This is a genomic window from Streptomyces sp. NPDC032940, from assembly GCF_040636935.1.
Taxonomy (GTDB): Bacteria; Actinomycetota; Actinomycetes; order Streptomycetales; family Streptomycetaceae; genus Streptomyces.
In genome coordinates this window covers 124927-137895 of record NZ_JBEZVJ010000009.1, presented here as the reverse complement: position 1 = coordinate 137895, position 12969 = coordinate 124927, and the positions used below count along the sequence as shown (strand labels likewise).

Annotated in this window: 7 protein-coding genes; 3 read left to right on the top strand and 4 right to left on the bottom strand. The window is 72.1% G+C overall.

Annotated features, from left to right (window positions below):
* Positions 1–122 precede the first annotated feature (122 nt).
* Together AB0E77_RS14750 and AB0E77_RS14745 are read left to right on the top strand one after the other, a co-directional pair.
* The gene (locus AB0E77_RS14750) at positions 123–6680 is read left to right on the top strand and encodes an RHS repeat-associated core domain-containing protein (RefSeq protein WP_361569820.1); all 6558 of its coding nucleotides are present in this window, start codon (positions 123–125) and stop codon (positions 6678–6680) included.
* Positions 6681–6772: 92 nt separating this feature from the next.
* On the top strand, positions 6773–7225 hold the full coding sequence (locus AB0E77_RS14745; RefSeq protein WP_361569819.1) for a hypothetical protein: 453 nt from the start codon (positions 6773–6775) through the stop codon (positions 7223–7225).
* 22 nt (positions 7226–7247) lie between these two features.
* On the opposite strand, the gene AB0E77_RS14740 is transcribed toward AB0E77_RS14745, so the two are convergent.
* Positions 7248–8456, bottom strand: coding sequence for a pyridoxal phosphate-dependent aminotransferase (locus AB0E77_RS14740; protein ID WP_361569818.1), 1209 nt, complete (start codon positions 8454–8456; stop codon positions 7248–7250).
* A gap of 87 nt (positions 8457–8543) precedes the next feature.
* Between AB0E77_RS14740 and AB0E77_RS14735 the strand changes: the two genes are divergently transcribed.
* Complete coding sequence (locus tag AB0E77_RS14735; RefSeq protein ID WP_361569816.1) at positions 8544–9182, top strand: helix-turn-helix domain-containing protein; 639 nt, start codon at positions 8544–8546, stop codon at positions 9180–9182.
* 62 nt (positions 9183–9244) lie between these two features.
* Here the strand turns inward: AB0E77_RS14735 and AB0E77_RS14730 are convergent, their stop codons facing one another.
* The 3 genes from AB0E77_RS14730 to AB0E77_RS14720 all read right to left on the bottom strand — a co-directional run bounded on the left by AB0E77_RS14730 (position 9245) and on the right by AB0E77_RS14720 (position 12881).
* Positions 9245–10045, bottom strand: a complete 801-nt coding sequence (locus tag AB0E77_RS14730) for a hypothetical protein (protein WP_361569815.1) — start codon at positions 10043–10045, stop codon at positions 9245–9247.
* Positions 10045–11319: a VWA domain-containing protein gene (locus AB0E77_RS14725; protein WP_361569813.1), complete on the bottom strand. Its 1275-nt coding sequence runs from the start codon at positions 11317–11319 to the stop codon at positions 10045–10047. Before AB0E77_RS14725 ends, AB0E77_RS14730 begins: the two co-directional genes overlap by 1 nt.
* Positions 11320–11381: 62 nt before the next feature.
* Complete coding sequence (locus tag AB0E77_RS14720; RefSeq protein ID WP_361569811.1) at positions 11382–12881, bottom strand: IucA/IucC family protein; 1500 nt, start codon at positions 12879–12881, stop codon at positions 11382–11384.
* Positions 12882–12969 lie beyond the last annotated feature (88 nt).

Genomic DNA, 12969 nt, shown 5'->3' with positions numbered 1-12969 from the left:
GTCCGGGGGCGCGGTCACCCGCGCCCCCGGACCGGCTCGCTCCGTCCGTCGGAGCGGCGCCCGCCCTCGGCACCGCGTCCCTTCGACGTTCCTTCGACGTTCCTTCTCGGACAAGGAATCCCATGAGACACCAACCCCTGGGGGTCCCTCGCGCGGGGACCGGACCCGGCGCCGACCGGCGCCGGACCGTACGCCCCTGGCTGCGCCGCGTCAGCGCGGTCGTCGGCATCACCCTGCTGCCCGGCCTGCTCGCCCCCGCCGCCACCGCCGACGACGTGGATCCCCTCGGCAGGCCCGAGCTGTCCACGCCGAACGCCCAGCAGGTGGCGCCGTTCAAGGCGAAGCAGGACGCCCGCACCGCGGCCGTCGTGCGCGACGCCGCCCGAGCCGACCAGACGGCAGCCGACCGTGCCGTCAAGGACCAGTCACGCAAGGCCAGCTGGCCCACCGGCGGCTCGGCCCGCCTGACCGCGTCCGGCACGAGGACCGCCGAGGCCACCCCTGGCCGGCTGCCCGTCACCCTCGCACCGCCGGCGGCGAAGAAGGCCAAGCGCGCCGGCAGCGTCAAGGTCGACGTCCTCGACCAGAAGGCGGCCGGCGCCCTCGGCGTCAAGGGCGTCGTCCTGAAGGTCACCGGCCCCGCCGACGGCGGCGCGGCCCGGCTCGGCATCGACTACTCGGCGTTCGCCTCCGCCTACGGCGGCGACTGGGCCGGCCGCCTCCAGGTGCTGCGCCTGCCCGACTGCGCGTCCGCCGGTGCGGGCGCCTGCCCGCCCGCGACGCCGGTGGAGTTCACCAACGAGCGCGGCGACGAACGGCTCACCGCCGACCTCGCCTTCGCCCCGAAGGCGGCCTCCGGGCAGACCATGACCCTGGCCCTGGCGGCCGGCACCGCCTCCGCCGACGGCGACTACAAGGCGACGCCGCTCGCGGCGTCCTCGACCTGGGAGGCCGGCGGCAGCTCCGGCTCGTTCACCTGGTCCTACCCGCTGAAGGCACCCGAGCCGGCCGCCGGCGAGGCCCCGAAGCTGGAGATCTCCTACGACTCCGGCAGCGTCGACGGCCGCACCTCCACCAGCAACAACCAGGGCACCGACGTCGGCGAGGGCTTCGACATCACCTCGTCCTACATCGAGCGCAAGTACGGCTCGTGCACCGACGACGGCCAGAAGGACCGGCACGACCTGTGCTGGAAGTACGACAACGCCTCCCTCGTCCTGAACGGCAAGGCCACCGAGCTGGTCAAGGACGACACCACCGGCCGGTGGCGGCTGAAGAACGACGACGCCTCCAAGGTCACCCACTCCACCGGCGCGGACAACGGCGACGACAACGGCGAGTACTGGACCGTCACCACCGGCGACGGCACCCGCTTCGTGTTCGGCCAGAACAAGCTCGACGGCGCCGCCGCCGACGTCCGCACCAAGTCGGTGTGGACCGTGCCGGTCTTCGGCGACGACGAGGGCGAGCCCGGCTACGCCGACGGAACGGGCTTCACCTCGCGCGACAAGAAGCAGGCGTGGCGGTGGAACCTCGACTACGCCGAGGACACCCACGGCAACGCCACGACCTACTGGTACGAGGACGAGGCCAACAACTACGACAAGCTCGGTGACGACAACACCGGCACGTCCTACATCCGCGGCGGCTACCTCAAGGAGATCCGCTACGGACAGCGGGCCGGCGCCCTCTTCTCCGGCACCCCCCAGGCCTCGCACAAGATCGTGTTCGGTCACGACGAGCGCTGCCTGGCCTCCGGCACCGGCTGCGACGCGCTGACCGAGGACACCCGGGACAACTGGCCCGACGTGCCGTTCGACCGGATCTGCAAGGACGGCGACAAGTGCCCGTACCTGGACAGCCCGTCGTTCTTCACCCGCAAGATGCTGACCTCGGTCAGCACCTACGCGTGGGACGCCGCGGCGGCCACCCCCGCCTTCTCGCCGGTCGACACCTGGACCCTCAAGCACCTCTACCTCGACCCGGGCGACACCGGTGACTCCACCGACCAGTCGCTGTGGCTGGACGAGATCAAGCACACCGGCAAGCGGGGGACCGACCTCTCCCTGGACGCGGTGAAGTTCTCCCACGTCTTCATGCCCAACCGGGTGGACAGCCCCAGCGACGACATCCTCTCCTTCGAGCGGCCCCGCCTGAAGACCGTCGTCTCCGAGACCGGCGCGCAGACGATCGTCGACTACCTGCCCGCGGACTGCGTGGCCGGGCAGACCATGCCCAAGGCGGACGAGAACACCAAGCGCTGCTTCCCGGTGTACTGGTCGCCCTACGGCCAGGAGGAGCCGATCCTCGACTGGTTCCAGAAGTACCCCGTCAGCTCCGTGCGCACCACCGACCCGCTGGGCGGCTCCGAGGCCGTGCAGCACACCTACGAGTACTCCGGCGGCGGTGCCTGGCACTACAACGACGACCCGCTGACCCCCGCCAAGGAGCGCACCTGGTCCCAGTGGCGCGGCTACGGCAAGGTCACCCACTACACCGGGCCGTCCGACGGCACCCGGGCCAAGACGGTCACCGTGTACCTGCGCGGCATGGACGGCGACCGGCTCCTCGGCAGCGACGGCAAGACCCCCGACCCGGACCGGCGCAGGAAGGTGGAGGTCGCCGGCGTCACCGCCCCGGCCGTCACCGACTCCGACCAACTCGCCGGCTTCCAGCGCGAGAGCGTCTCCTACGACGGCGACAAGGAGGTCTCCGGCACCGTCAACGACCCCTGGTCCAAGCGGACGGCGACCCAGCACAAGTCGTACGCCGACACCGAGGCGTACTACGTGCGCGTGGGCGCCTCGCACGCCCGCACCCGCGTCACCAGCCGCCTCACCCCCTACGACCGGGTGCGCACCACCAAGACCGGTTACGACGACTACGGCATGCCCGTGTCGGTGGAGGACACCGGCGACGACTCCGTCACCGGCGACGAGAAGTGCACCCGCACCTGGTACGCGCGCAACGACGCCGCGGGGCTGACCGCCCTGGTCTCCCGGACCCGGATCGTCGGCCGGGCCTGCTCGGTCACCGACTCCGCCCTGGACCTGCCGGCGGACGCCACGCGCCCCGGCGACGTCGTCTCCGACAAGGCCACCGCCTACGACACGACCACCTGGTCCGCCACGCAGAAGCCCACCAAGGGCGACGCGCGCTGGGCCGGCCGCGCCAAGGGCTACGGCAGCGACGACCAGCCGCTGTGGCAGATGACGGCCGTCACCGACTACGACACGCTGGGCCGCCCGGTCCAGGTGAAGAACACCAGCAACGTCGTCACCTCCAAGACCGAGTACCAGCCGCCCGCGGCCGGTCCCCTCACCTCGACGGCGGTCGTCAACGCCAAGGGACACCGGACCGTCACGGTCAAGGACTTCGGGCTGGGCGTGGACCTGAAGGTCACCGACGCCAACGGCAAGGTGACGGAGACCGCCTACGACAGCCTCGGCCGCGTCACCTCCGTGTGGCTGCCGAACCGCTCCCGCGCGCTCGGCAAGACCGCCAACTACGTCTACGGCTACAGCGTGAAGTCCACGTCCCTGCCGTGGGTCTCCAGCGCCACCCTGAACGGTGACGGTTCCGGCTACAACACCACGTACGAGATCTACGACTCACTGCTGCGCACCCGGCAGGTGCAGGCGCCCTCGGCGCAGGGCGGCCGGATCATCGCGCAGACCCTCTACGACGGCCGTGGCCTGCCGGTCACCGCGCAGTCGGACATCTGGGACGACACCGCGGCCCCGTCCGGCAAGATCGTGCAGATCGACGGCGGCCAGGCGCCCCGGCAGACCGACAGCGTCTACGACGGCATGGGCCGCGTCACCAAGGCGGTCACCAAGAGCTACGGCGTCACCGAGTGGACGGTCGACACGACGTACCAGGGCGATCTGGTCCTCACCAGCGCCCCGGAGGGCGGCTCGGCCAACGCGGTCGTCACCGACGCGTTCGGGCGGACCGTCGAGCGCCGTGACTACGCGGGCACCCGCCCGGCCGGCACGGACTACATGACCACCCGGTACACCTTCGACGCCGCCGACCGGCAGAAGTCGATCACCGCGCACGACCAGTCGGCGTGGACGTACACGTACGACCTCTTCGGCCGCCAGGTGTCCGTCACCGACCCCGACAAGGGCACCACGGTCACCGAGCACAACACGCTCGACCAGGCGGTGAAGTCCACCGACGGCCGCGGCGAGGTGCTGCTGTTCGAGTACGACGTGCTCGGCCGCAAGACGGGCATGTGGCAGACCTCGAAGACCGACGCGAACAAGCTGGCGGCCTGGACCTTCGACACCCTCGCCAAGGGCCAGCAGGACACGGCCGTGCGCTACGAGGGCGGCGTGGCCGGCAAGGCCTACACCCAGCAAGTCACCCGCTACAACGCCCTGTACAAGGTCACCAACAACGAGCTCACCCTCCCCGCGGACGACCCGCTGGTCGCGGCCGGCGTGCCCGCCAAGCTGGCCTTCTCCACGGGCTACAACCTCGACGGCACCGTCAAGCAGGCCGCCGCGCCCGCGGTGGCCGGCCTGTCCGCCGAGACCGTGTCCTACACCTACGACGAGCTCGGCCAGGTGCTGACTGCCAAGGGCACCACCGGCTACCTCCAGCAGGCGGCCTACTCTCCCCTCGGCGACCTGCGCCAGATGACGCTGGCCACCGACCCGGCCGGCGCCAAGAAGGTGTACCTGAACAACGACTACGAGGCCGGCACCCGCCGCCTCACCCGGTCGTACGTCACCGACGACGTCCACGGCTTCATGCTCCAGGAGCTGAAGTACCAGCAGGACGACGCCGGCAACATCACCTCCGTCTCCGACGCCACCACCCTCGGCGGTACCGGCAAGGCGGACCACCAGTGCTTCACCTACGACGGCTACCGCCGGCTGAGCGAGGCCTGGACCCCCAAGACCGCCGACTGCGCCACGTCCGGCCGCACCGTGGCCAACCTCGGCGGGGCGGCGCCGTACTGGACGAGCTACCAGTACAACGACTCGGGGCTGCGCTCCAGGCAGACCGAGCACAGCGCGTCGGGCGACGTCACCACCGAGTACAAGTACGGCACGGCCGAGGGCCAGCCGCACGCCCTGTCCTCGACGGTGACCGGCACCAAGACCGCGTCGTACACCTACGACGAGACCGGCAACACCGAGACGCGGCCCGGGGTGCAGGCCACCCAGACCCTGGACTGGAACGCCGAGGGCGGCCTCGCCACCGCGAGCGAGCCGGCCGCGGCCGGGAAGCCGGCCACCGGCACCGCCTACGTCTACGACGCCGGCGGCGAGCTGCTCATCCGCCGCCCCACCACCAAGGACGGCGAGACCGTCCTGTACCTGGGCACCACCGAGGTCCACCTCAAGGTGAGCGGCAACGGTGCGACCAAGGCGCTCTCCGGCGCCCGCACCTACAAGGCGGGCTCGGCCGTCATCGGCGTCCGCACCTCCACCGCGGGTGTCTCCGGCACGAAGCTCACCTTCCTCGCCGGTGACCACCACGGCACCTCGAGCCTGGCGGTCGACGCCGGCACGCTGGCGTTCGTCAAGCGCTGGTCGACGCCGTTCGGCGCCCCGCGCGGCACGGCCTCCGGCGCCTGGCCCGACGACAAGGGCTTCCTGGGCAAGCCGGCCGACGCCACGACCGGCCTCACCCAGCTCGGCGCCCGCCAGTACGACCCGGGCACGGGCAGGTTCCTCAGCGTCGACCCGCTGCTCGAGCCGGACAAGCCCAACACCCTCAACGGCTACGCCTACTCCAGCAACAGTCCCGTCACCAACTCCGACCCGAGCGGCACCAGCGACGGTCTCGGCGGTCTCCTCGGCCTCATCGGGGCGATCGTCGGCGGTGTCGTGGGTGCGGTGCTCGGCGTGGTCGGCGCCGCGATCACCGCCGCCGGCGGTGGCGGCGGCGGTGGCTGGGGCGGCACGGCCCCGACCTCGTCCGGTGGCTGGACCCAGCCGCCGGTCAATCAGTGGACGCCGGGCGCGACCTACAACTACATCACCAAGTCGTGGGACCTGCCCTTCAACCCGCCCACCCAGAGCCTGGAGGAGATGCTCGCCTCCATGCCGGACTGGGGCATCGTCAGCGACCCCAAGGCCGCCAACCGCTGGGAGACCTCGCGTTCCCTGTTCATGGGCTGGCTGTGGGGCGGCGGCTACCCGCTGCGCGAGCACCAGGACTTCCGCGGCGGCGACGCCTTCACCTCCATCCTGGCGCAGGACGGGACCATCTCCGGCATGCGGGCGAAGATGGTCGGCCAGGCCCGCAAGGGCACGAAGGGGGCCTTCGCCAAGGAGGTCGAGTTCATGTACGAGGACAAGGGTCCCGAGCCGGGTCACCCCTGGTACGCGTTCAAGTTCAACACCGTGCGCGGCATCGCGAACGACGTCGCCGGCGTGCTGACCAACGGTGCCATCGGCACCAGCAACCAGGCCGACGCCTTCCTGGGCACGTACACCGCCACGGCCAAGATCAGCTCGATCAACAAGAAGAAGGGTTCGGTCACCCTCAAGTTCACCGCCTGGAACGTCTCCGACTGGCGGTCCGCGACCCACGCGATCCCCCGCTCGTGGAACCCCGCGTTCGAGGACACCTTCGGGGCGGCGGTCCGCGAGGACTTCTCGTGGGAGGAGAAGTGGCCCATCAACGAGTGCGTGAACTACTCGGAGTGGCTGGAGTAGCACCACCGCGCCCGTGACAGACACCCGGTGGTCCGGGGCGGCCCCGCTGCCCCGGACCACCGGCACATCCGGCACCCTTCTAGGATTCCCCTGTGCTCAAGACACCCTCCGCACCCGCCGTCCGCCGGACGGCCGCCGTGCTGATCACCCTGCTGGCGGCCACGGCGTGCGGCGGCGCCGAGACCGCGACCGTCTCCGCCGACCGGGTCACCGGCAGCTGGCAGGCCGGCGACGGGGCGTCCCTCGCCCTCACCGCCGGCCGCACCTTCACCGCGTCCGGGCTGGACGCGGGCAAGCTCGCCGACACCGGCTGCCCCGGCGGGCACAGCGACGGCGACTGGGCCTTCTTCGCCGACGACGACGGCCTGTACATGACCTCGCCCGAGGCCACGTCGGGTTCCGAGATCGGCCTGTCCTTCACCGAGGAGTCCGACGAGCCCTGCCGGATCACGCTGACGGTCGTCGACGACGGCGACACCCTGTGCGCCACGTCAGACCCGGAAACCCCCTGCGACCTGGGCGTCCGCTTCACCCGCAAGGGCTGACCACACCGGCTGCCCCCGGCCGCTACTGGCGGTACCCGCTCAGGAAGCGCCCGATCCGGCCGATCGCCGCCTCGAGGTCGTCCGCGTACGGCAGGGTCAGGACGCGGAAGTGGTCGGGGGAGGGCCAGTTGAAGCCCGTGCCCTGGACGACCTGGATCTTCTCGCGCAGCAGCAGGTCCAGCACGAACTTCTCGTCGTCGTGGATCGCGTGCACCTTCGGGTCGATGCGCGGGAAGGCGTACAGCGCGCCCTTGGGCTTCACGCACGAGACGCCGGGGATCTCGTTCAGTTTCTCCCAGGCCACGTCGCGCTGTTCGCGGAGCCTGCCGCCCGGGGCGGTCAGGTCGCGGATGGACTGCCGGCCGCCGAGCGCGGCCTGGATGGCGTACTGGGCGGGCGCGTTGGCGCACAGGCGCATGGAGGCCAGCATGGTCAGGCCCTCCAGATAGTCCTTCGCGTGCTGCTTGGGCCCCGTCACCACCAGCCAGCCGGAGCGGAAGCCCGCGACCCGGTAGGTCTTGGACAGGCCGCAGAAGGTGAGGACGACCAGGTCGGGGGCGAGGGCGGCGGCCGCGTGGTGGACGGCGTCGTCGTACAGGATCTGGTCGTAGATCTCGTCGGCGAAGACCATCAGGCCGTGGCGGCGGGCGAGGTCGAGGATGCCCTCGACGATCTCCTTGGGGTAGACGGCGCCGGTCGGGTTGTTCGGGTTGATGATGACGACCGCCTTGGTGCGGTCGGTGATCTTCGACTCCATGTCGGCCAGGTCCGGGTACCACTCGGCCTGCTCGTCGCACAGGTAGTGCACCGCCTTGCCGCCGGCCAGGGTCGTCACCGCCGTCCACAGGGGGAAGTCCGGGGCGGGGACGAGGACTTCGTCGCCGTCCTCCAGCAGCGCCTGTACGGCCATGGAGACCAGCTCGGAGACGCCGTTGCCGAGGAACACGTCGTCCACGTCCACCTCCAGGCCGAGGGCCTGGTAGCGCTGGGCGACGGCACGGCGGGCGGAGAGGACGCCGCGCGAGTCCGTGTAGCCGTGCGCCTGCGGCAGCATCCGGATCATGTCCTGGAGGATCTCCTCCGGCGCCTCGAAGCCGAAGAGGGCCGGATTGCCGGTGTTCAGGCGCAGCACGCTGTGCCCCGCCGCCTCCAGCGCGTCGGCGTGCTCGATCACCGGGCCGCGGATCTCGTAACAGACCTCGCTGAGCTTGTTCGACTGCCGGAACTCCATGCGCCGCATCCCCTCCGCCATCTGGTGTCACTTGGTTTTACCAAGTGGCAGCTTGGAAAGTCCAACAACTTGTCTACACTGCGTCGCATGTCACCTCGCCGAAGCTACGACCAGTACTGTTCCGCCGCCCGTGCGCTCGACGCCGTCGGCGACCGCTGGACCCTGCTGATCGTCCGGGAGCTGCTCGCCGGCCCGCGGCGCTACACCGACCTGCACGCCGATCTGCCCGGCGTCAGCACGGACGTCCTCGCCTCGCGGCTCAAGGACATGGAGCGCGACGGGCTGACGACCCGGCGCAGGCTGCCGCCGCCCGGAGCGGCGTACGTCTACGAACTCACGCCGCGTGGCCGCGCGTTGCTGCCGGTGCTGGAGGCGCTCGGGGCGTGGGGCGCCGGGGAGCTGGGGGAGCGGCGGCCCACGGACGCGGTGCGGGCCCACTGGTCCGCGCTGCCCCTGGGGCGGGCCCTGCACGCGGCGGGCGTGACGGAAGGGCTGGTCGAAGTCCGGCTGGACGAGGGCGACTTCCACCTGTACGCCGGTGCGCAGGAGGGGCCGGTGTACGGCGACGGGCCCGCGCCGGGGGAGCCCGACGCCCGGCTGACGCTGGACGCCGGTACGTGCGCGGCCCTCAGCCGAGGAGAGCTGGAGCTGCGGGAGGCGGTGCGGGCCGGGCGGGTCGAGGTGACCGGCGAGGGCACGGCGGCCAAGGCGCTCAGGGCGGGCTGAGACAGCAGGAGGCCCGCCGCCTGCGGGCCTCCTGACGGTCACTCAGGTGTGCTCACGGTCGCTCAGGCGCCCGGCGGCACCCTTGACGGGCGTCCGGAGCCGCGCGTCAGCGCGTACCCGCCGATGCCCGCGAGCGCGGCCAGCACGGCGCCGATCCCGGTCCACACCCAGCGGTCGGACCACCAGCCCGACGACCAGCCGTCCTCGGGCTCGATCGCGGACAGCACCGCGCCGCGCTCCGAGCCGTCGTCCTTCTCGGAGGTCACCGCGATGCCCGGCACCAGCGGCTCGGACAGCGAGCCGTCCACGGCGGCGGCTCCGCCCATGTCCTTCGAGTCGACCCGCACCTCGGCGCCGACCGGCACACCGAGGTCGGACGTCGGCAGGTTCACCACCGTCAGCCGCACGTAGTACGTGCCCGGCAGCGGGTCGTTCGCCCACGGCTCGGACCAGGCGCGGACCGAGCGCAGCACGCACGCCAGTTCCACGGTGGGCGCGCCCTCGGCCGCCGTGCGCGTCTGCGCGCCCCACTGGCAGGCCTGGCGGCGGCGCAGACCGTCGTACACGTCGATCCGCCAGGTCTGGGCGGCGTGCGTCTCGGGCAGCTTCACCGTGGCCTTCACGGTCGGCCGCTGCTCCGCGTCCGCCGGGAACGACCAGTACAGGTAGTCGCCGGCGGAGCCGCTCGCGGTGGCCTCCTGGCCCTGCTCGATCTCCGTAGCCGTACGGAAGGACGTGCCCGCCGTCCTCGGCGCGGCGTCGTCGTCCGACGGGCTCGCGGAGGGCGAGGCGTCGGCCGCCGCGGGGGCCGCGGCGAGACCGAGCAGCAGCAGGGCGGTGCCCAGCACTCGGGTGATACGCATCAGTGGGTCCTCCAGACCGCGAACCGCCAGCGCGACAGCCAGCCCCACAGCAGACCGGCGAGGAAGCCGACGAGCACCAGCACGCCGAGCAGCCACCAGCCGCGCCCGAGGCCGAAGGCGGCCACGTCGTCGGCCTGGCTCGGGCCGTCCACGACGTCGACCGTCAGCTCCAGCGGCAGACCGGGCGTGGTCTTCACGCCGGGAGCCACGGAGAAGGAGTTGGTGACCTGGAGACAGACGGTCTCCGCGGCCGGCTTGTCACCGTCCGCGTCGTCGATCTCCGGCTTCGGGTAGCGCAGACCGGTCGAGATCACGTCGGTACGGCCGTTGTCCGCCGCCTCGCCGCGCACGATCTCGCGGCCGTGCACCGTGACCGCCCGCAGCAGCACGCCGTAGGACGGGTTCACGGCACGGTCGGCGGAGACGCTCACCGAGGCGCGCAGCTCCTCGCCGGGCAGCACGTCCACCCGGTACCAGCGCTGCTTGCCGAACTCCTCGCGGTCGGTGTAAAGCCCCGACTTCAGCTCGGGTGCCTTCGCGCAGGCGTCCGCGCCGTTCACGGCCACCGGGGTCACCACGGGGTCGGCGGCGCGGTCCACCAACTGGTTCACCTTGTCGGTGAGTTCGTCGGTGTGCTCCACGGAGGTGTAGGTGCCGCCGGTCGCCTCGGCGATGCAGCTGAGCTGCTGCCGCATCTTGGCGTTGGGGACCAGGCCGAGCGTGTCGATGGTCAGCCCGATGCCCTTGGCGGCTATCTCGCGGGCCACCTCGCACGGGTCGAGCGGGGCGCAGGTGTCCTCGCCGTCGCTGATCAGCACGATCCGCTTGGACCCGTTGCCGCCGTCGAGGTCGTCGGCCGCCTTGAGTAGCGCGGGTCCGATCGGCGTCCAGCCGGTGGGCGACAGGGTCGCCACCGCCGTCTTGGCCTCGGTGCGGTCCAGCGGGCCGACCGGGTAGAGCTGCGCGGTGTCCTTGCAGCCCGTCTTGCGGTCGTCGCCCGGGTAGTCGGCGCCCAGCGTCCGGATGCCGAGCTGCACCTCCTCGGGCGTCGCGTCGAGCACCTCGTTGAACGCCTGCTTCGCCGCGGCCATCCGGGTGCCGCCGTCGATGTCCCGGGTGCGCATCGAGCCGCTGACGTCGAGCACGAGGTCGACCTTCGGCGCGTCCTCGCCCGTGGGTTCACCGGCGGCAGCACCGGCCGGCAGGGCGACCCCGGCCGTCAGTGCGGCGACCAGGGCGCAGACGCCCGCCGCCAGCCGTTTTCTTGTGATCATCGGCGGATCCTATTGATCCGGGGTGCCGTGCTCCAAAACGAGACCGCACGGGCACCACAACGTCACCTCCACGACAGCGGATTGGGCAGCTCGGCCCACAAGTCCCCGCTCCGCTCCCGCGACATGCGCATCAGCGTCAGCGCCTTGACCGGCAGCCGCTCCTCGCGCAGGGCCACGAGGTCCGGCGTGGACGGCAGTTCGCCGAGGACCGGTTCCAGCACCGCGCCCAGCACCGGCCCCGAGCCCGCCGCCCCGGCGAGCGCGCCGGCGACCAGCGAGCCGAACAGCTTGCGGCGCAGGGCCGCCGGATCGTCGGTGAACATCCGCGCAGGCAGCTCCGGGACCGGTGTGCCGTGCCGGGCCAGGCGGGCCGGGCTGACCCGGATGTCGGCCAGATCGCGGTAGACCAGGCGCAGCGGTTCGCCCGACGCCGAGAGCACCACCAGCAGGTTCTGGCCGTGCGCCTCCAGGGCCACGCCCAGTTCCAGCAGACCCAGCCCCACGGTCAGGCACAGGCGCGCGAAGCGTTCGAGCCACCCCGGCGACCGGGGCAGCCCGGTGGTCGCCACCGCCGCCACCGGGACGACGTGCTCGCCGGGCGCCGCGTACGCCCCGGGCGGTTCGCGCAGGACGGCGGCCAGGTCGGGGGAGTGCGCGGTGGCCGCGCCCAGGGTGCGGGTGACGTGCAGCAGACCGTCGGTGCGGGCCGCCAGGGCCTGGCCGAACGCCGACAGGGTGTCCGACGCGGCGACCGAGGCGACGGAGATGTCCCGCACCGAGGACGTCAGCCGCGCGCTCAGCGCCGTCTTCACCTGCGGGCCGCCGGGCACGGCGAGCGTGCGCAGCGACATCAGCGGATGCGCGGCGAGCGTCGCCTCGCCGTGCCGCTTCAGCACGTGCGCCGCCTGCCACGGGTGCACCGGGAGCAACAGCCGCCCGCCGTACCGCAGTTCCGCGGGCCACGCCCCCGTCAGCAGGCACTCACCGGCCGGGACGGGCAGCAGCCCCAGCTCCACCACCGGTCCGTGCTCGGGCCCGTAGGCGAGCTGCTCGGCCACCGAGAAGCCCGGCCGGGAACGACAGTTGGGATGGAAAGGATGACCGTCGACCACCCGCTGCTCCCAGCCCCACTCGCTCTCCGGCCACTCGTCCGGGTGATTCTCCCGGCCCGCCCGCGACAGGGCCATGGACGCGGCGCTGTGCCCCAGTTCGGCGGCGAGGCCCGCGGAGTGCGGCACGGCGAGGTCCGTCATCAGCCGTGCCGGATCGTCGTACGGGGTGCCGTGGAGGCGTACGGCGGTGACGTACGCGTCGGTGCGGTACGGGTCGGCGTCCGGACCGTACAGCCGCCGGCCGTCCCCGAGCCGCAGGACGAGCCCGCCCCGCGCGGACTCCCGTCCCGTGATCCACGGCAGCGGCTCGTACGCGAGCGCCCGCCACAGCCTGGTCAGCACGGCCGCGCGGGCGCCGGACAGCCCGGCCGTGTACCGGGACAGGAGACCGGGCCGGACGGCGGCCAGTTCGTCGGCGACCTCGGCCTCGGCGGTGGCGGGAGGGTGCACGGGCGGCTCCTCGGGTACGTGACGGGAACGAGCGGGACGTCACGACGATGGGACCACGGGAGACATACTGATCGCCCCGCCCTCTGAC

Bases quoted from the DNA above. Each gene is read 5' to 3' on its own strand.
- AB0E77_RS14750 (WP_361569820.1), top strand. From the start codon at position 123: ATGAGACACCAACCCCTGGGGGTCCCTCGCGCGGGGACCGGACCCGGC.
- AB0E77_RS14740 (WP_361569818.1), bottom strand. From the start codon at position 8,456: ATGGAGTTCCGGCAGTCGAACAAGCTCAGCGAGGTCTGTTACGAGATC.
- AB0E77_RS14735 (WP_361569816.1), top strand. From the start codon at position 8,544: ATGTCACCTCGCCGAAGCTACGACCAGTACTGTTCCGCCGCCCGTGCG.
- AB0E77_RS14730 (WP_361569815.1), bottom strand. From the start codon at position 10,045: ATGCGTATCACCCGAGTGCTGGGCACCGCCCTGCTGCTGCTCGGTCTC.
- AB0E77_RS14725 (WP_361569813.1), bottom strand. From the start codon at position 11,319: ATGATCACAAGAAAACGGCTGGCGGCGGGCGTCTGCGCCCTGGTCGCC.